This window comes from Vibrio sp. SNU_ST1 (assembly GCF_030563405.1).
Taxonomy (GTDB): Bacteria; Pseudomonadota; Gammaproteobacteria; order Enterobacterales; family Vibrionaceae; genus Vibrio.
Genome location: NZ_CP130749.1, coordinates 737,279 through 757,162, shown reverse-complemented (window position 1 = coordinate 757,162; position 19,884 = coordinate 737,279). Strand labels below are relative to the sequence as shown.

Genomic DNA, 19,884 nt, shown 5'->3' with positions numbered 1-19,884 from the left:
ACTTATCGCACGAATAGCATTCAAAACCAACGCCATGCGTACAGGATTTGTTCTAAAAATCAGTTTAATCGTTAACTTTTCTGTATAATCTTCAATTCAATTTTAACTATTGGGTACGAATGTGAATGCTCGATAGAATCTCTGTTTGCGGTGACATCACGCATAACCACAAAGTTACATGTATGGATGATTAACATTTTGAGCGACAACGTATTCAGGCAAATCAATATATTCCTTTCGGTTTTTTGCCTGGCTGCCACTCTACTGTCGCTTATCTCTTACCATATGATCATGGATCAAAACTACGTTATCACTCCAGACAGATTCCCTACACTCGTTAACACTGACCAAGAACATAATGGTGGCACCAAAGGGGTGCTGTATAAGTCAGAAGACACCATTGAGTTACAGTGTGACTTTAAGCGTACCTATAGCTCGCCATTCTGTGAGATTGAGTTCGTTATCTCTACGGAAGGTAAAGGTCTGGATCTCTCAGTGTATGACTCAGTGACCATCAATATGGATTACGAAGGCCAAGAACAGCCAAGGTTTCGCTTTTACATTCGAAATTACGACGAGAATTACAGCGTTCAAGGTGACGCTATGTCTAATAAGTTCAATCGTTTAGATTTCTCGTTACCCGATAGAAAACACATCGACTTAGATTATTTCAATGTCCCTTTATGGTGGATCGACTATTACAACCACCCTATTACTAATAGCGCCGTAGACATTACCAACGCAGTGTCGGTTGAGTTAGGGCTTGGTGCTAGCACACTTGATGGGCACCATAAACTAACAGTACAAAGCATCGTTTTTCACGGCAAGACGATGGACAAGTTTGTACTAGGAAAACTCTTAATTAGTTTATGGGTGCTGTATGCGATTTACTATATATCTTGTGCGTTATATCTAGCCAGAAGAACAAGAACAGATGCCGCACAGCAACAACGTTTGTTGACTCAAGAAATTGAAGAGCTAAAGATAAAGGCTACAACCGATCCGTTGACCGGCTGTAGGAACAGAACTGAAGCTTTAGATGCTTTCTATGATTTTGAATGGTTAGCTCAGCAAGGAAAAACCATTCACATCGCTTTGTTTGATTTAGACCATTTTAAGCAAATCAATGATCAACATGGCCATGAAGTGGGTGACAAAGTACTTATTCAGTTTGTCGCAACGGCTAACGAGAGTCTTGGTGAGCAATATTTACTTTATCGCTGGGGTGGTGAGGAGTTCCTTTTAGTTTGCCTGGAACAAACTGCGCTACAGTGTAACGAAGCTATCAATAATCTATACCTAGCAATTGACCAAAGAGTTTGGCCTAAAGCGCTTAAAGTAACGACTTCGACTGGAGTAACACAGCTTAAGCAACATGAATCGATACGTTCTGCAATTAAACGTGCAGACAAGGCACTCTACCAAGCGAAAGACAACGGACGAAACCAAGTCATTACTTGTTAAACTTCACGCCCTTAGCTCTTCTGGATCGCTACTCACGCCATACCAATCATCTATTTGATTCTCTGCGCTTTCTCACGCTAATCCAACTCTACGAACATCCAGACTTGCTATAGAACCATTTTATTAACTAAGTACAGGTCATAACTGCATGCCTGTTATGACCTGTATCCCAACCCCATGCTAACGCCGCTCTCCACGCATATCTTTCCTTCACGTGCTGTCCCAAACCTTATTGCGAATCGAACATTGTTTGCCAAATAAGCTTGGAAGAAGCGCTGGCAAATCATTCAAGTCATTGTCACGAAAGATAACTTGGTTACTTTTTTGTTCTTTTCTTGAATGAAACCTCATTCACCTGGTTTCGAACATTCATGCACTTGTATCCACTAGAAATAGAAGTCACAACGTCACTAGCCTTAAAAAACGTCACATATTTAACCACTTAGACGCAGTGACACAAATGCTGACACCAAAAATAACAACTGTTTTACTTTCAGAATCTACTGTAATTTAATTACAAGTAGAAACCAAAGAAAGCCCGGAAAGTCGATTACTCCAACGTAACCTATTGAATAAATTAAGCTTAATGGTTTCGTAAAGACTGAGGAATCAGGTTAGCTCAAGGATTGGTATGTACGAGATAAGATACTAGAGGGTAATACATTTAGTTATAGTGCACTAAGGTGTTAAAAAAGAAGGGCTGATGCCCTACTCTTCTTTATTACTCATTTCTTCACGAATTTGCTCAGCAACGATTTTGATAGCTTGTGCTGTGCTGATGCCCTGGGTCATCATTTCTTGAATTCGTTCAACAGCTTTCTGTTGTTCTTCGTGAGAAAGGGTTGGTAAGTCGTTTAGCATAGTCTGCTCCTTTATTTAGGAGCAGAACTATATAAGGACTGTTAGTAACTAGCAAGGAAATTGATTGAAGCACCCATTGCATTTTCATTTGTGTAGTTAGCACTTAAATCTAACTGGAACAAATTGAGTGGCGACAAACCAATACCGGCAGTGACTGTGCCGTCTGAACCAGAGTACGCCAAGTTCTTGTAGTACCCTGCCCTTAGCTGAAGCTGACGTAGAACATCGATTTCTGTGCCAACGCGAATCATCTGTTCGTTATCTTTGAACGAAGTAAACTTCTCGGTTTCATTTAAGTCATAGTCGACACTAAGCGTGAAGTAGTCCGCTACGATACCAGCACCTACGGTATAAACAGGCTCAAGTTTGTAAGTGTATTGACCACCAACTTTATGAGTGGCACTTGTAGTTGTACTTTTTAGCGTTTGAGAGTTATCTTTGGTAACGATACCTCTAGACACCAAATTAACTGCAGAAACACCTATTCTAAATGGACCAGTGAACCAAAGCACACCCGCGTCCATATTAAATGAAGTGTCACCTTGGCCATCATCTTTTGCATCAGACAGGTCGTAACTCTTCACCGAACCTACATAATTATATGTATAAATACGCTGAAGTTTAGGCGTAATACCAAATGAAATATGCTGCCCCATAAAAGTCTGGTATTTACCCAGAGTCAAACCAACTTCGGTAACACCAATAGCAACGGCTTCTACCGTCGACAACTCAAGTTTATCGGCATCTGTCGCTGCTGTTTCACCGTAAACATTTGGTGTAGCGAACGATTCTGTATAGGCTTTACCGAAAAGGTTTGCCGCTAAAAATTGATTTGGAATAGCGAATGCGACAACACCACCAAGTTCAATATTTGCTTGGTTACCATCGAGTTTTTTAAGAGCTGCGTCTAAATCTTCGGTCGTTGTTGCTGCCAGAGCGTAATCAATATTTGATTTCATGTCTTGGGGGTCATTATAACTACCACCAAAACTTGGCGTGATCATACCCATATCATCGTTACGACGATAAATAGCAACAAGTGCTGGGTTATAGAATGGAGCTGTTAGGAAGTTTGCTGAAACAACACCAACACCACCCATCGCATCACCACGCGCTTCAATGGCGTAGTTTGCTGCTGAAAGAGGAAGACTGGCGAATGCAATTGATGCTGCGAGTAGTTTAGTTGTATTTTTCATGCCGTTTATCTTTGTTAGATCCCTTACATTATTAACGGCTCAATTCTAAATTACTTTAGCTACTCTTCGCTAGAAATATCATAAGTTTTACTGATAGTTTGTGCTTGCTCTATCGCTATGTCACCTTGCCAGCGCGAATGTACCATCGAAACGGCTAAAACATAACGATCATTGGGCAGTTCTTCACCCGTTAAATTGGTCGGATAGTCGGATTCATAACTTTTACCCCACACCTGCTTATATCGTTCATCGACATAATCGTACAAACCTACGTCTAGCTTTGGTAAGGGGCAGTATGGGTTCAGCAGTGCTTTTTTATCGATCAACCAAGAGTCTTTAGATGCCCAACGAACTTGTTGACGCATAACCACTTCACCAAGAATGATCCAAGTGCTCCAGGAATTACCGCTGTTTCCTTTTACAGTCAGGCGATAAAGTCCTGAATCAAGTTGAGACGCTAAGCTATAACGTTTGCTGTATACACTCACTGAAGTGTTATTGATTACAGGGTTACCTTTGGTGAACTCACTATCAGACGAAACGACCTTGTCGACCCACTTCTCAAAGGTGATATCTTGGATGTTGCTTTCCGATTCAACATCAATCGCTACACGGAATGTTTCCCTGCCTGGGCTTTGAATAATGTGTCTTTTCACGACGACCGAACTTATCCAGTCCGGTAAAGTGTTTTTGGTGAGCGTTTTACCACAATCTTTGTTCAATGCTTGCTCGAACAGTTGATTGAGATGATCTTCGCGAGATTGCGAAGCGTTGATTTGCCAAACTTCCACTAGTGAATCAAACATCAATGCTAAATCGTTATCTAGCAGGTGCTTGTGCACTTGTGTCAGTGCATCACTGTCCTTAAACCAATCGGCTGCGTGTGCAGTATTGATGACGCTTGATAAAATGAGTAGTGGAAGTAAGGCTTTTTTCATTACGCTTTCATCTTGTAGCCAACGCCACGTAAGGTTTCAATTTCTAAACCTGGCAACTTCTGTCTTAGTTGCAGAACGTGCGTATCTACAGTACGAGTTGTTGGGAAGTGGTTGTAACCCCAAACGTGGTCTAGTAGCTCATCACGAGTAAACACTCGACCAAGATTACTTGCCAAGAATAATAGTAAATCAAATTCCGTACGCGTTAACGTAACTTCCAATTCATTAAAAAACACTTCACGTGTTGCTTTGTCAATTACAAGGTTTTGAGCCATCACTTTTGATGCATCTTGATCTTCAGCATCAGGTAGGCGTAGCTGTGCACGAATTCGAGCAAACAGTTCGGCTTCTGCAAATGGTTTCGTTAGGTAGTCGTTCGCACCTGAGTCTAGGCCGGCTACTTTATCTTTTACTGTTACGAGAGCCGTTAGCAAAATAACTGGGATGTCTTTCTTTTTCTTCCAACCGGGAAGTGAATCTACTGAGTCACCATCAGGAAGTTGACGGTCTAGGATCACAAGATCCGCTTGTTCCCAATAGCCTTCAACTTCAGAGATCAGCTCGGCATGTAAACATTCATATCCAGCTTGCTCAAGGCTAACTAATAAACCGTCAGCTAAATTTTTATCGTCTTCAACGAGAAGCAATGTCTGTTTCACAAGGTATCTCCAAAATAAATGTTGTTGGGGGGCCGATAAGCGTCATGTGACCGCCCATTTTTCCGACCATAGATTCTACTATCGTCAGACCTAAACCGAGTCCACTCTTACTTACGAATGGCTTTCTTAGTTGCCCCCAATCTTTACGAGACAAGTCTCCATTATCTATAACTTTGAATGTCAGCTTCTTGTCAGAAGTATTCAGTTCTAGTATCACTGGGGCAACACCGTATTTCACGGCATTTCTGATCAGGTTATCGATACACGTTCCTAACCAATATACGTTTACTTTTGCAGCAATATCTTTGTTTACGCGAAGTTCAATGCCCGGAGCAAAGTCTTCTTCAACTTTGTATTGAAGCCACTCTTCAACACTTGGCACCCACTCTGTTGCAAGCGGTTGGTTGTCTGATTGCAAATAGTCTTTACTTGCTTCTGCCAACTGCCTTAAACGGCGTGTATCTTCACACAACCTACGAAATTCATCATATACCGATTCTGGCAAGTGTTCGAACTCTCGCCTAAACCCTTCAACCGTCAATGACAAACTCGCAATCGGTGTTCTTAATTCATGCGTTAGAATTTGAAGAACCAGCATGCGGCTCTTCATCTCTTGTTTTTTACTGTTCCAACGGTAAACCGCCCACCCCAACACGAGTAGGATATTGGCAATCACCAAAATAAACATGGCGATCTGCAGAAGTTCTGAATGATCTTCTATTTCCCAACATACATTGCCGCGTTGGACAAAACAGCTGTTGCCTTCTGAGGACAAACTAAAAGCTAAACCCGCGAGCGTAGCGTTTTCGTTCCAAACTGATTCTTTATACAGGTAATATCTATCACCGCGCTTGACCCACATTTCATCAAGCTCAACAAACATACTCGCACCCGCTAGCAAAGCTGTTATGGCTTCGTTGTCCATCTTCTGTAGACGAGACAGTAGTTCGTCGTGTTCAGTGTTCGGTCGCTCTTGAATGTGCATGTAGCGCTTCAACGAGTCAAATTTCTCTGGGTATAACTCAACGTAGCGTGCGGCATATGAACCGCCACCGGGATGAATCAAACCACTTCGAGTAAACCAACGATCAGAAAGTTTAGTTCCTTTACACATTGCACGAGTAAAGACCAAAGGCTCTGTTATTAGAGGGCTTAAAGGCAACTTTCCGCTGCATGTTTTTGATAATCGGTATAAGCGTTGGATGTCTTTTAGTGGGTATTCAGCAGTTTGCGGCAGCATAGAAGACGGCATGATCAAGCGAGTCGGGTAATCAGCCTGAAGCAGTCGAATATCATAAGATTCAATTGCCATTTCATGATCAAAAAGTTTAGTGAAGTTATCGATACGCTCAGGTAAAGAGTCAGCAAACGCGTTCACTGAAACTGATAATGTAGCGATAAGCAGAGTAAATGTTCTTTTGATGATCACAAACCAACGCAAATTCAGATAGATCAATCAAATATATACCATTCGTTATCAAAGATAAATTTATAACCGCATGAAAAACCGTGCTAATGACGAGTTATAGCGACAAATTCGATCATATTAGGGCTATGTTGCACAGCTGTACTCGCTAATCGTTTGAGTAGTCATAACTTCATTCGAATGAGTTTTACGTCCGTTTATCGGACTGTGCTTATTACTTGTGTGTCATAGATTGTTGCTTATGGGTCATAGATTATTGCTTTAAGATACAGCGACTTTCAGATGAACAAAAAAAGGAGCTCTAATGAGCTCCTTGTTTAGTTATTGCCTAATGCTTTTGCTTAGAAAATACTTAAAAAGTTTTTCCTATAGATGCTCTAGAATGCCGAGACAGCTCTGTTTCGCATCACCAAACAACATCTGCGTATTTTCTTTGAAGAACAATGGGTTTTGCACACCTGCATAACCTGTGTTCATCGAACGTTTGAATACGATAACGTTTTGAGCATTCCAAACTTCAAGTACTGGCATGCCAGCGATTGGGCTATTTGGATCTTCAAGTGCTGCAGGGTTCACTGTGTCGTTTGCACCGATAACCAAAACAGTATCTGTCTCATTGAAGTCATCGTTGAGTTCGTCCATTTCAAGAACGATATCGTAAGGTACTTTTGCTTCAGCAAGTAACACATTCATGTGACCCGGTAACCTACCAGCAACTGGGTGGATACCAAATCGAACATTGATGCCCTGCGCTCGTAGCTTCTCAGTGATTTCATGCACTGGGTATTGAGCTTGAGCTACTGCCATGCCGTACCCAGGAGTGATGATGACTGACTTTGAATTTTTCAGCATGTCAGCCACGTCTTCAGCTGATGTTTCGCGGTGTTCACCTTGCTCTTCATCACCATCAGACACAACCACGTCTTGGCCGAATCCACCAGCAATAACGCTGATGAAAGAGCGATTCATCGCCTTACACATGATGTAAGAAAGAATCGCACCTGACGAACCAACCAATGCACCTGTTACGATAAGCAGATCGTTCGCAAGCATGAAACCTGCCGCTGCTGCTGCCCAACCAGAATACGAGTTCAGCATAGAGACAACCACTGGCATATCTGCGCCACCAATCGATGCCACTAGGTGGTAACCGAATGCGAATGCGATAAGAGTCATCACCATTAGCGCGAACATGCTGCCGTCCGCTTTAACGAACATGATCATCAGTAGTGTAGAAACTACGATCGCCGCTAGGTTCCACTTATGCTTATGAGGGATGTTCAATGCAGACGAAGAGATAACGCCGCGAAGCTTACCAAACGCAACAATAGAACCCGTGAACGTCACCGCACCGATAAACACGCCAAGGAACACTTCCACTAGGTGGATAACATGTTCAGCATGAATATCTGCTGGGTTGATAGAAACAGCAGCAGGTGGATCAATGTAACTGTTGTAACCTACAAGTACTGCTGCCATACCTACGAAGCTGTGCAGAATTGCCACCAGCTCAGGCATTTCAGTCATTTCTACTTTTCTTGCATAGTGGATACCAATACCACCACCGATCACCATAGCAATGATGATCCATACAATACCTGCAGAATGTGGGCCAAAGATCGTCGCGATCAACGCGATTGCCATACCCGTGATACCGTAATAGTTACCTGCACGAGCAGATTCCTGTTTCGATAACCCAGCCAAGCTCATAATAAAGAATACAGCAGCAACAATATAGGCTGCTTGTACTAATCCTTCAGACATCTGTCACTCCTTAGTCTTTACGGAACATTTCAAGCATACGTTTGGTCACGGTAAAGCCACCAAAGATATTGATACTTGCAATTAATACGGCAATAAATGATAAGAACGTGACAACGCCACTTCCTTGTCCTATCTGTAACAGTGCACCGACTACAATGATTCCTGAAATCGCGTTAGTTACCGACATCAACGGCGTATGCAGAGAATGACTTACATTCCAAACGACGTAATAACCCACCACACAAGCGAGTACAAAAACGGTAAAGTGAGATAAGAACGCAGCAGGAGCAACCGACGCTACCCAAGCGAATGCACCAACAGCAACCGCCATACCCGCCACTTTCTTAATTGGAGAAACCGGCTCTTCAACTTTAGGCTCTGGTTTGGCCGCTTTTGGCTTAGCTTGTTGTGGTTGAGCTGAAACTTTAATTGGCGGAGCTGGCCAAGTGACTTCCCCCTCTTTAACCACAGTAACACCGCGTAGCACGACATCTTCAAAGTCAATATTGATGTTGCCATCTTTCTCTTTGCAAAGCAGTTTAAGTAAGTTAACTAGGTTCGTTGCATACAGTTGAGATGATTGAGTCGGTAGTCGACCAACCATATCTGTGTAACCTACCACTTTCACGCCGTTAGCAGTTGTAATGACTTGATCCGCGACGGTATATTCACAGTTGCCGCCATTGGCTGCCGCAAGGTCAACAATCACGCTACCTGCACTCATGCTGTCTACCATCTCTTTGGTAATCAGCTTAGGTGCCGGACGACCAGGAATCAGCGCCGTAGTAATGATGATATCGACATCTTTAGCTTGAGCTGCATAAAGTTCTTCAGCTTTCTTATTGAATGCTTCAGACATCTCTTTTGCGTAGCCGTCGCCCGCGCTGGTATCTTCCTTGAAATCCACTTCCAAGAATTCAGCGCCCATAGACTCGACTTGCTCTTTTACTTCAGGACGAACATCGAACGAACGAACGATCGCACCCAAACTACCCGCAGCGCCAATTGCTGCTAGGCCAGCAACACCCGCACCAGCAACCAGTACCTTCGCTGGTGGAACTTTGCCTGCCGCCGTAATTTGACCTGTGAAGAATCGACCAAACTCATGCGCCGCTTCAACAACAGCACGATAACCCGCGATGTTAGCCATAGAACTCAATGCATCTAACGCTTGAGCTCTTGAAATACGTGGTACAGAATCCATCGCCATCACGTTGATGTTACGCGTGGACAATTGTTCCATTAATTCTGGATTTTGAGCTGGCCAAATAAAGCTGACTAATGTTGCGCCATCTTTAAGTAAATCGATTTCATTTTTAGTTTCATCAACGATCGGAGCGTTAACTTTAAAAATAATATCGGATTTCCAAGCTTCATCTGCGGTGACAACTTTTGCTCCAGCTTGTTCATAAGCTGCATCTTCAAAACTTGCTAACGCACCTGCTTGTGATTCAACACAAACTTCAAATCCTAATTTTAGAAGCTGTTCTACCGATTTCGGCGAAGCAGCTACTCGCGTTTCACCTGCGAGTGTTTCTCTTGGTACACCTATCAACAAATTAAACTCCTTGTGTATCAATTTGTGAATACAATCCTTACCAAAAAATAATCAAAGGATGACTAAATGCGCTTGGGCACACCAACTTGCATAGCTATTCTTTGACTATCGGCACAATGACTTATTCGTTTGTATCTAACGACAACAAATACTTCAAGCGTTTTGTTTAAAGAACAGGAAAAGTTATTACTTATAACTATTTGGACGGAATTTGAGCGTTTTATTTGAAGAAATCACGCCCCTCTCGAACTGAGAGGTCAAACCACTTTGAAATAATCCTTTAAATAACAACCTACTAGCTGTTCTTAAACCCTAAAACTAAAAAGAGCTTTCAGCATATAGACTGAAAGCTCTCTAAATTATGACCAACATCAATTCTAACCCTATTTGGTTAGCTAAAAATGCTATCGCCCATTTGGTCGATGAACATCTGCGATTTTTTAAGCATCAATTCATCGGCGTCTTGTTTGTTTGAAACAACATCAGAACGAATAAAACGATGAGTTTTGATTTCACCATCGAATTCTTTCTCGATTCGCCCTGCTACACGGTATTGACCAGATTCTGCAATGGCATCTTGATAGATATTGAAACCTTTATATTCGACAGGCTCAATTTCTACTTTTTGTTCGGTTTTTTCTTTGCCACTAAATAATCTAGAAAAGAATCCCACGTTTTTACTCCTTAAATGACCGAATTAACCGTAAACTATCATGACTGTTTACCGCTCAACAATGGCTTTTCATACCATTGTAATTCAACGTCATCATCAAAATTATGTTGACTAAAGATTACGGGTACATTGTCGTCACGCTCGCGTCTTCTGTCGTCAATGATCATACTTTCTGCATTTTTGACCGCGATCTCACTATTTCGTTTATACAGCACCAATTTATCCTCTGGCAATGCCGACAGAAAATCGACATCGAAGCGAATATAGATGGGTTTAAGCTGACCTAAAGCCAAACACGCAAGATCGGCTAACTGCTCGTTGGTATAGCCAGAAACATACTCTTCTGTCGCTAATACATTTCCCACCAAAGTTTCCATATAGTTATGGACATCGACACTGATTTGCATAATACACCTCCATGTTGAGCGGTTGTTTCTAGTTAATCGTTGTTGTAGCTAATCATTGTTGTAACTAATCGCCGTTGTAGCTAACCGCTTCTGTAGCTAGTCGTTATAACATCTGTTCATTGCTACTCAGCTAACCACCTACCCCTTAAGCACAAACTATCTAAATTTAGTTAAGTATCAATAACGGCTGTTCCATTTATCATATATACTGTGTAGCTCGTTCTATGGTTAATAGCAACTGAAATACATATAAATTTCATTGTACAATTAGCGAGCTATGATCATGTTTTTGCTATAATTTAGTGAAAAAGCTTGGCAATTGCTTGTTTACCCGTATCCTACGTATAAAATTAAAATATAAGATCATCATTATAGTTAGGCTCACCACATAAATGACATCTTCTTTCGTCACGTCGAGCATATTTCGATTTTGCTTTCCCTTACTTCTATTAGCAATATTACTTGCAGGTATGAACAACGTCATCTTAGTGACGGATTCAAACTTAGGGTTTGCTAGCAACCTCCCATACATTCTACTGAGCGTTGCGGTTTTGCTGTGCCACACATTTAAGCAAGGCCGTATGGCCATGGTGTCCTTAACCATGCTCGTCGCATACCTCATCATTCAAGTTCGTTTACAAACGCCACTCAACACAGGCACCACTCTATTAGAACTGTCTCTGTTAACCGCTTTAGTTCCTGTAACGTGCTTACTGGTGTATGCCTTCCCAGATAACGGCGTTAACTCGAAATCCATGTTCCTATATGCTTTGGTTCTCGTTCTGTTTACGGTATGGGCGCAATTAATTGTTTCTCACTTCCAGTCAGGTGGATTTGAGTCATGGAGCGAAGGTATCCTGTTTATCGTTAACGGATTCTCGAGGCTGCCTTTCGTTTTAGTGCTGTATAGCCTTTGTTTACTTGGCCTTACTTCTATTTTAGTTCTGGTATACAACCGCGCGATTGATGTTGTCGTATACAGCGCAATTTTACTTTCTACTAGTACATTCATATTTTTTGATGTGCAATACATCTCTAGTACGATGTTCTCGCTGTCTGGTACGTTATTCATTATCTATGTCGTCTCTGCTAGCCATGACATGGCCTTTAATGATCGCTTGACTAATATTCCGGGCAGACACGCACTAGAAGTAGATATGAAGCACTTAGGGCGAAAATACTCAATGGCGATGGTTGATATAGACCACTTCAAGAAATTTAACGATACCTACGGACATGACATTGGCGACGATGTGTTGAAGTTGGTAGCACGTATATTGAGTGAAACAACCGGTGGTGCAAAAGCTTATCGCTATGGTGGTGAAGAGTTTACGATTATTTTTAAAGGCAAATACTCGGAACAGGTTAAAGAACACCTACAGGCTCTCATTTCCGAAGTACAAAACTACGATATGACGATTCGAAATAGCAACGATCGCCCTGACGACCATGAAGTCGGCATTAAAAAGCGTGGTCAGAGCAACAAATCAACTGAAGTCGTAAATGTAACGGTTAGCATTGGGCTGTCCGATAGTAGAACTACTAAACAACCCGTAGAAGTCTTGAAACTTGCCGATAACGCACTGTACAAAGCAAAAGAAACTGGCAGAAACAAACTGTGTGTCGATATTTAAAGACGTTGAAAGTCGTGGAATGTTAAGCTCTGAACATCGTAATTTAACGGTGTAAACATCGAAAAAGCGTTGGTGCTTAGACTAGTCTTGGTTAAAGAAGATGACTAAGCTCCCTCCTTTCAAACTACTTCCGTAATTGATAGTAAACCCTATTCCTACATTGTCGACCCAGTCATTGAACAGATTTGGGTTAAGCAACCAACCTACACTACCTTCGTAGTAAGCTGTAGTGCCCATAGACGCGACAGTATCACCACCAATATCTATTCTTCTTATACTCGAATACATGGATGTGATGTTTTTGTCCCAACGAACTAAGTCATAGAAGATCTTAGCTTCATTTGCTATGTACCAACCTTCTGGGTGACCAATGTTACCGTTATTGGCTTCACCCCAACCGACACCATTAAAGTAATGCCAACTGGTACTGAGTTTATATTTTCCCCAGTCATTCTTATCTTCAAACATCAACTTTATCTTAGGCTCTATTATGTATGCCCAAGCATCCGTGTTCAGGTAAAGACCATCCAGTTGACCTTGAATTGGCGCAAGCAACGAAGAACGGTATTCAAAATCGTTTCGATAATAGGAAATATGGTTACCAATTGCAGAACTAAAACTCCAGTATTCGTTTAATTGGGATACGTTCGCATATTCAACGTAACCAGAAACAACAGACTCTTTTTGAAAGTCGCTTATCGTTGAACTGGCATATTGAACATCCTTCTCTATCCGCAACGCAGATAAACGAAGTGTTACTTCTTGATGGTTGTCTTCAATATAACTTGGCACTTCAAAGGTATAAGGAAGGCTGAGGGACGCGATATTTTGTCGGCGACTTACTGAGTCATTAGAGCCAATATCTTCATTGTCCAAACTAAAGACTTTGTTGGGATCAAAATTATTAATGCCAAAGGTAAACACGTCCGTATCATTGAGCAAAACACTCGTTGCGAAGGTTTGTTCAATGTCTTTCCTGACCAGTTCAGAGAGTGAAGCTGCGTTAACAGCTGTTGGAGACACGGAAACAAACAGAGTTAATACAAGACCTTTGTTTGAGTTAGTCATGACGAATGACTTGGAATGCTGCATTTCTTTTATCACTTAAGTCACTTCCTAGCTTATAAGCTACTAGAAGTATAATTCAGGTTACTACCGAAGCTCGTCAACTATTGCTCAAGCTCCATAATATCGCGTTGTATGTAGGTATTTCTTCCACTTTGCTTGGCCTGATACAGTGCTTGGTCAACCTTTTCGTAAATAGAAGCGATAGCTTCACCACCTTCAGGTACGAATGACAACACACCTTGTGACGCTGTCACCCTGTCAGACACTGCTGAGTAGTCGTGGGCGTAGTTCATTTGATGCAGTGCTTCTTTTACACGATTGGCCTGTAAATTAGCCCCAGAGCTGTCGGTATCACTCAGAATGATGACGAACTCTTCTCCACCGTAACGACCGACAAACTCTCCAGCTCGAACAAAGAGCTCTTTCAGAGTATTGGCAAGCCCTTGCAGGCACTTATCCCCTTGAATGTGGCCATAGTTATCGTTGTAAGGCTTAAAGAAGTCAACGTCGAGTAGTATGACGGTCATGGATATATTACGTCGTCCGTGCCACGCAATGCTCTCTTCAAGCTTAGTATCCATATATCGACGGTTGTACAATTTGGTTAGGCCGTCTTCGTTGGCTTGTTGTTGCAGTAAAATATTCAGTTCTTCGAGTTTGGCGGTACTCTGTTTTAACTCTCGTCTCATGTGCGCAATACGCTGCATCGCAATCAACTTAGAGTTCAAAACAACTTTGTTTACCGGTTTGATTAAATAATCATCGCCGCCGGCATCAATCGCTTTTGCGATCATTTCAGGCTCTTCATGACCGCTCAAAAAGATGATCGGAACCCATTCTGGGAATTGCCGACGAACCTCGTTAGCGACCTCAAAACCATCCATGTCTGGCATGCTTATATCCAGTAACACGAGTTCAGGATCAAAATCAGAATAAACATTCAGGGCTTCTTTTCCGCTACCAACAGCTTCTACAACATGACCCAGTTGCTTGAGTCGAATAGCGAGTTGCATCCTATCCAGTTGAACGTCATCAACCAGCAATATGCGCATCGAAGATCCCTTTTCTATCATCACATCACCTTTATCTAGTGTTGAATATTCAAAGTAGCTCAAATTTGAGCTTAAATCATGCCCTAATCTCTATATTATATTGACTTTTTTACAGATCTTTTTAGCATTGTTTCTTTTAAAAGAGAAATACTATGTCAGACGCTACAAACAACGACCAACAAGAAATCGATTTAACCACTATCTCACCAGAACTTCGTCAAGTTATCGAATTTGATGGCGTGCCAAAAGAGATGCACTTTATGGTTACGTCAATTCACGAAGTGTCTGAAGAAGCAGTACGCGAAGCTTGGGATAGCCTGCCAGCAAGCGCACAAAATGTTTTAGACAACTTCGAGCAATTCCACGCTCTAATCTCAGTTAGCCAAGCTTTCGCTGGTGTTAACGTGATGGAAGAGTTCCCTACTCTTAAACTTCCAGAAGACATGACTGATGAAGAAAAAGAAGAGTACCGAGCTCAACTGCTAGACCAAGTTCTACACAACTGTGTAAAAGACATGGTTAAACAAATCAAGAAAGCGCGTCGTGATGCTATCTTGAAGCGTGATTTCAAAGAAGTTTTCATCCGCTAAGCTATTCATCACACCTAAATTCAGGTTGAATGCTTAACGAAAACTTAATGATTAAGCCGTATGTTATTTAAAACATGCGGCTTTTTTGTACCTGCAGCTTTTTCTATACGTTCTTTTTCTGCTCACTTCTTCTATTATTCGAACGTAACGCCTGTGTTCTTGTGACCGCACGGATTGTCATTGCAGCTATTATAATTCTAACTTTTATCACTGCACGTACAATATGCATTAACACTTATACAGTGTGGCGCAAAACTGGCAGTTATACCGTATAAAAATGACGCATGTAATCATTTATGGAATCAAGATCGAGTCACGAAATCAAGATCGAGTTTTACCCATTCAAAAATGAAACCAAAAACCAAGTACGCCGTGGGATCTTAACGTGTTACCACTAGATCTTAATGTATTAACGCTAGGTCTGAATATCTTACCGCATGAGCTTGCTGCATAAATTTAGTGCATAAGCTTAGTGCGTTATCGCGATATCTCTTTGCGCGACACTCACGCCTTTAATTTGTGCGTAGACACGTTGTCCAATTTCTAAATTCAGCTCATCCAGCGCCCACAATGTAATGGTTGCCCATAGGTAGCATCCGGACTCAAGTTCTAACTCGACAGCGACACTCTGCTTATTCGAGCCTTGTTGGTGCGTCTCTACGCTTTTTATGGTGACAGGAAGGATATTACGTATCGAAGTCCCTTCTGGCTGTTGTAGCGCGATAGAGACGTCATTTGCCCTCACTTGTAGCCTAACCGTAGCGCCAAGCTCGCTCGACACCTTCTGAACCCAAAGCGACGTTGATTTACCTAGCGTTAGACGCGATAGCGCATAATCATCATTATGTTCCGCTAATGTCGCTTCAAACAATGAGCTTTGCTCTGAGAAGGATTGCCACGGCTGCATGGCTCTCGATGCCCATACTTCTTCCGTCACGCCCGATGAAATGACTTTGCCTTGATCAATAATCACAAGATGATTTGCCAAGCGTAATATTTCATTGAGGCTATGGGTGACATAGATAATCGGTATTTGGACGGTTTCAGATAAGTTTTCCAGAAAAGGCATCACCTCACGCTTACGAGGCAAATCAAGAGACGCTAAAGGCTCATCCATCAACAAAATGCTTGGCTTTGATAGCAGTGCGCGGCCAATCGCCACGCGCTGCTTCTCACCACCAGACAAACGGGCAGGATAACGATCAAGCAGCGAGCCTAACGATAGCAGCGAGACTATTTGTTCAAAGTGCGCGTTATCGACGCATTTCATGCCGTACTTTAAATTCGCCGCTACCTTCATGTGTGGGAACAATCGCGATTCTTGGAATACATAGCCGACGTTGCGTTTGTGAGTTGGTAAGTTGATACCATTTTCACTATCAAACAGAATGGTTCCAGATACACTGATCAAGCCATTATCTGGTTGTTTGAGACCACTAATGGCATTGATAAGTGAGGTTTTACCTGCACCAGAACGACCGAAAATTGCCGTAATGCCGCTACTTGGCAATTCTAAGTCAATATCAAAAAACGTTTCACCAAGCTGTTGCTGATATTGGAGGACCAAAGCGCTCATGCGACTCATGCGTTGCCCCCCAAACGTTTTGCTGACTTTTTGTTAAGCCATTCAGAAAGTATCAGTGAACTCAGTGCGATCACTATAGAGATGACACACAAACGAGCCGCTTCCATTTCAGCTCCAGGGGTTTCAATAAAGGTATACATGGCTAAAGGAATGGTTTGAGTTTCTCCAGGGATATTGGAAACAAAGCTGATGGTCGCACCAAACTCACCCAAGCTTCTCGCAAATGAAAGCATGGTGCCAGTAATGATCCCTGGGATCATCAGAGGTAAAGTGATGGTGAAAAACACACGAAGAGGTGAAGCACCCAATGTGGCAGCGGCCTCTTCAAGTTTACTGTCTACGGTTTCTAAGCTCAGTCGTATAGAACGTACCATCAGAGGCAATGCTACGACCACACACGCTAGAGCAGCGCCCTTCCAGCTAAAACTGAATACAATACCAAACACGTCATTAAGCCAAGAGCCTATAACACCTTGTCTACCCATCATCACTAGTAGTAAATAACCAATAACCACGGGTGGAAGCACCAAAGGCAAATGGACAATGCTCTCTACAACGCTTTTGCCTAGAAATTGTTTTCTAGCGAGTAGCCACGCTAAGCCGATGCCGATAGGAATAAGCCACAAGATTGCAAACCCAGCGACTTTCAAGCTCAGCATTAAGGCTTGGTATTCGTATTCCGATAAATACATCATTTAGCGCACTTCAAATCCAAAACTGTTTAATGTGTTCTTCGCTTTTTCGCTCTTTAGGAAAGTGTAGAACTCTTCTGCGACGACTTTATCGCCCAATATCGCTACAGGGTAACGTATTGGTGTGTGTAGATCGGCTGGGAACGTCGACACTAGCTTCACTTCTTTAGAAAGCAACGCATCTGTTTTGTAGACAATGCCAAGCTTAGCTTCACTGCGTTCTACCAAAGCCAATGCCATACGTACATTGTTACTTGGTGCCAATCGAGTCTTCACATCGTCCCATACACCTAACGTTTCTAGCGCTTCTTTCGCATAGATACCCGCAGGAACCGACATGGTGTTGCCAACTGCAAGTCTTTCATTCATTAGAAGTTTAGCCCATTGGTCACCGTTTGAGAGGTCCAAAGATATTGGCGTCTCTTTCGGGGAAATTAGCACGAGTTCGTTTTCGCACAAGTTTGTGACATTGTCACTAAAAGCCAACTTACGATCGACTAAATGCGTCATCCATTTTTCGTTTGCCGAGATAAAAATGTCTGCTGGCGCGCCTCGTTCAATTTGGCGCACCAAAGACGACGTGCTCGCATACACTGGAATAACATCGACAGAATGATCTTTCTCAAACTCTTCAACCAACAAGTTAACCGCATTCGTCATAGACGATGCAGCATAAACTCGTAGTTTTTCAGCAGCCAAAAGATGAGTAGAATTCAGTGCCGAAGCTAAGACGATAGTTAAAAGGATGACTCGTTTTTTCATTATTCTCATTTAATCTATTGTTCGTTTAAATTCTTGAGCTAACTTCTAAGTTATGGCCTAAGCTGTTAACTCTGGCCAAAGCAGGTCAAGGTTCAAGTGATCTTCGATAGCATCAGCGATTCGGTTGATACCCAACTCTTTAAGCTGTTCATGGTCAATCGCTGTCACATCATTGGCTCCCGCCCATTCGCAAATAAGCGACAACGCATCACTGTTATCGAATACGCCATGCAGGTAAGTGCCAAAAATTGAGTTATCTTGATTCACAGCACCATCAACACTGCCAGATTCTAACTGAACCGGTAATACCGTTTCATTGACATCAGTCCTACCTACGTGGATTTCATACCCTTTTACTTGTGCAGTTTTACCATCTAGTGTCATGGTTCCAAACACGTTAGTTAAAGTTTTCTGCTGTGTTAATGTCGTTTCAGTATCAAGATACCCCAACCCTTCACTGCTTCCGGGTTTCCCTTCAACGCCATCTGGATCGTGGATGATGTTCCCTAGCATCTGATAACCGCCACAAATACCCATCATCTTCCCGCCCAAGCGAAGATGACGCTGAATATCTTTGCCCCAACCTTGTTGTTTTAGGTATTCCAAATCGGCTCTTACCGATTTTGTTCCCGGCAATACAATCAAATCAGCGTTGTTCAGGCGCTCGCCTTTGCCTACGTAACGTAAATCAATCGACGGGTTAAGTCGCAGAGCGTCAAAGTCTGTATGGTTACTGATTCGAGTTAGTACTGGCACCACAACCTTGAGTTTAGCTTCTCCATCAGACTCTTGAGCAGAGGTTATCGCATCCTCCGCCTCTAAGTTAAAACCATGTAGATAAGGCAAAACCCCTATCACTGGCTTACCTGTTTTATCTTCTAGCCAGTCTAAACCAGATTGTAGAAGCGCAATATCGCCTCTAAAACGGTTTATCACAAAGCCTTTCACGCGCGCTTGTTCAGATTCAGATAATAGAGCTAATGTGCCGTAGAGGTGTGCAAAAACGCCGCCACGATCAATATCAGCAACGATGATCACTGGGATGTCTGCCTTTTCAGCAAAGCCCATGTTCGCGATATCGTTTTCTCGAAGATTGATCTCTGCGGGACTGCCCGCACCTTCAATCATCACGCTTTGGTATTCTTCGGAAAGTCGATCAAACGAATCGATAACCGAATTCATCGCAACTTTCTTGTAGTCGTGATATCCGGTCGCTTCCATATTCGTCAGTGCTCTTCCTTGTAGAATCACTTGCGCACCTGTATCTGAATTGGGTTTTAACAATACAGGATTCATATGAACGGTAGGTTCAATATTACAAGCTTGTGCTTGAACCGCTTGAGCACGACCAATTTCGCCACCATCTTTTGTCACTGCGCTATTTAGCGCCATATTTTGTGGCTTAAAAGGTGCCACTTTGATGCCTTTCCTTGCCAAAACACGGCATAAACCTGCCACCAAAACACTTTTCCCGGCATCTGACGTTGTCCCTTGAACCATAAGGGCGTTTAACGGTGATCGCATCTGTACTTAAATCCTTTATTTCTTAATTTTC

Annotated in this window: 18 protein-coding genes; 3 read left to right on the top strand and 15 right to left on the bottom strand. The window is 42.4% G+C overall.

Going from position 1 to position 19,884, the window contains the following annotated elements:
* The first annotated feature begins 186 nt into the window (after window positions 1–186).
* Complete coding sequence (locus Q5H80_RS17785; protein WP_304570717.1) at window positions 187–1,464, top strand: GGDEF domain-containing protein; 1,278 nt, start codon at window positions 187–189, stop codon at window positions 1,462–1,464.
* 708 nt (window positions 1,465–2,172) lie between these two features.
* Here the strand turns inward: Q5H80_RS17785 and Q5H80_RS17780 are convergent.
* The 9 genes from Q5H80_RS17780 to Q5H80_RS17740 form a co-directional block, all read right to left on the bottom strand.
* The gene (locus tag Q5H80_RS17780; RefSeq protein WP_004731009.1) at window positions 2,173–2,325 is read right to left on the bottom strand and encodes a YoaH family protein; all 153 of its coding nucleotides are present in this window, start codon (window positions 2,323–2,325) and stop codon (window positions 2,173–2,175) included.
* Window positions 2,326–2,366: 41 nt separating this feature from the next.
* Window positions 2,367–3,521, bottom strand: a complete 1,155-nt coding sequence (locus Q5H80_RS17775) for a conjugal transfer protein TraF (RefSeq protein ID WP_304570716.1) — start codon at window positions 3,519–3,521, stop codon at window positions 2,367–2,369.
* Between the two features lie 59 nt (window positions 3,522–3,580).
* A complete protein-coding gene (locus Q5H80_RS17770; protein ID WP_304570715.1) occupies window positions 3,581–4,459 on the bottom strand; it encodes a DUF2861 family protein in 879 nt (292 codons plus the stop codon).
* A complete protein-coding gene (vxrB, locus tag Q5H80_RS17765) occupies window positions 4,459–5,118 on the bottom strand; it encodes a response regulator transcription factor VxrB (RefSeq protein WP_009845363.1) in 660 nt (219 codons plus the stop codon). The genes Q5H80_RS17770 and vxrB overlap by 1 nt, the downstream gene beginning before the upstream one ends.
* Window positions 5,093–6,565 (bottom strand): sensor histidine kinase VxrA, encoded by a 1,473-nt coding sequence (gene vxrA, locus Q5H80_RS17760; RefSeq protein WP_017101861.1) that lies wholly within the window; start codon window positions 6,563–6,565, stop codon window positions 5,093–5,095. The genes vxrB and vxrA overlap by 26 nt, the downstream gene beginning before the upstream one ends.
* 345 nt (window positions 6,566–6,910) lie before the next feature.
* Window positions 6,911–8,308 (bottom strand): Re/Si-specific NAD(P)(+) transhydrogenase subunit beta, encoded by a 1,398-nt coding sequence (gene pntB, locus Q5H80_RS17755; RefSeq protein ID WP_304570714.1) that lies wholly within the window; start codon window positions 8,306–8,308, stop codon window positions 6,911–6,913.
* Between the two features lie 10 nt (window positions 8,309–8,318).
* Window positions 8,319–9,866: a Re/Si-specific NAD(P)(+) transhydrogenase subunit alpha gene (gene pntA, locus Q5H80_RS17750; protein WP_304570713.1), complete on the bottom strand. Its 1,548-nt coding sequence runs from the start codon at window positions 9,864–9,866 to the stop codon at window positions 8,319–8,321.
* Window positions 9,867–10,257: 391 nt separating this feature from the next.
* The gene (locus Q5H80_RS17745; RefSeq protein ID WP_012600627.1) at window positions 10,258–10,539 is read right to left on the bottom strand and encodes an HlyU family transcriptional regulator; all 282 of its coding nucleotides are present in this window, start codon (window positions 10,537–10,539) and stop codon (window positions 10,258–10,260) included.
* Window positions 10,540–10,577: 38 nt separating this feature from the next.
* Window positions 10,578–10,946: a late competence development ComFB family protein gene (locus tag Q5H80_RS17740; RefSeq protein ID WP_009845358.1), complete on the bottom strand. Its 369-nt coding sequence runs from the start codon at window positions 10,944–10,946 to the stop codon at window positions 10,578–10,580.
* Window positions 10,947–11,338: 392 nt separating this feature from the next.
* Here Q5H80_RS17740 and Q5H80_RS17735 point away from each other — a divergent pair, with 392 nt between their 5' ends.
* Window positions 11,339–12,580: a GGDEF domain-containing protein gene (locus tag Q5H80_RS17735; RefSeq protein WP_304570712.1), complete on the top strand. Its 1,242-nt coding sequence runs from the start codon at window positions 11,339–11,341 to the stop codon at window positions 12,578–12,580.
* Between the two features lie 81 nt (window positions 12,581–12,661).
* On the opposite strand, the gene Q5H80_RS17730 is transcribed toward Q5H80_RS17735, so the two are convergent.
* Both Q5H80_RS17730 and Q5H80_RS17725 read right to left on the bottom strand, forming a co-directional pair.
* Window positions 12,662–13,648, bottom strand: a complete 987-nt coding sequence (locus Q5H80_RS17730) for a Solitary outer membrane autotransporter beta-barrel domain (protein ID WP_369809733.1) — start codon at window positions 13,646–13,648, stop codon at window positions 12,662–12,664.
* A gap of 101 nt (window positions 13,649–13,749) precedes the next feature.
* Entirely contained in the window at window positions 13,750–14,700 is a 951-nt protein-coding gene (locus Q5H80_RS17725; protein ID WP_304570711.1) for a diguanylate cyclase, read from the bottom strand.
* A 152-nt stretch (window positions 14,701–14,852) separates the two neighbouring features.
* Between Q5H80_RS17725 and Q5H80_RS17720 the strand changes: the two genes are divergently transcribed.
* A complete protein-coding gene (locus Q5H80_RS17720; protein ID WP_304570710.1) occupies window positions 14,853–15,290 on the top strand; it encodes a DUF3069 domain-containing protein in 438 nt (145 codons plus the stop codon).
* Window positions 15,291–15,759: 469 nt separating this feature from the next.
* Here the strand turns inward: Q5H80_RS17720 and modC are convergent, their stop codons facing one another.
* Genes modC through Q5H80_RS17700 form a run of 4 tightly spaced genes read right to left on the bottom strand, consistent with a single transcriptional unit; the run spans window position 15,760 to window position 19,853 of the window.
* The gene (modC, locus tag Q5H80_RS17715) at window positions 15,760–16,866 is read right to left on the bottom strand and encodes a molybdenum ABC transporter ATP-binding protein ModC (protein ID WP_304570772.1); all 1,107 of its coding nucleotides are present in this window, start codon (window positions 16,864–16,866) and stop codon (window positions 15,760–15,762) included.
* Between the two features lie 5 nt (window positions 16,867–16,871).
* Entirely contained in the window at window positions 16,872–17,570 is a 699-nt protein-coding gene (modB, locus tag Q5H80_RS17710) for a molybdate ABC transporter permease subunit (RefSeq protein WP_012600622.1), read from the bottom strand.
* Window positions 17,571–18,329, bottom strand: coding sequence for a molybdate ABC transporter substrate-binding protein (gene modA / locus Q5H80_RS17705; protein WP_304570709.1), 759 nt, complete (start codon window positions 18,327–18,329; stop codon window positions 17,571–17,573).
* A gap of 57 nt (window positions 18,330–18,386) precedes the next feature.
* Window positions 18,387–19,853 (bottom strand): cobyric acid synthase, encoded by a 1,467-nt coding sequence (locus Q5H80_RS17700; RefSeq protein WP_304570708.1) that lies wholly within the window; start codon window positions 19,851–19,853, stop codon window positions 18,387–18,389.
* Between the last annotated feature and the right edge of the window lie 31 nt (window positions 19,854–19,884).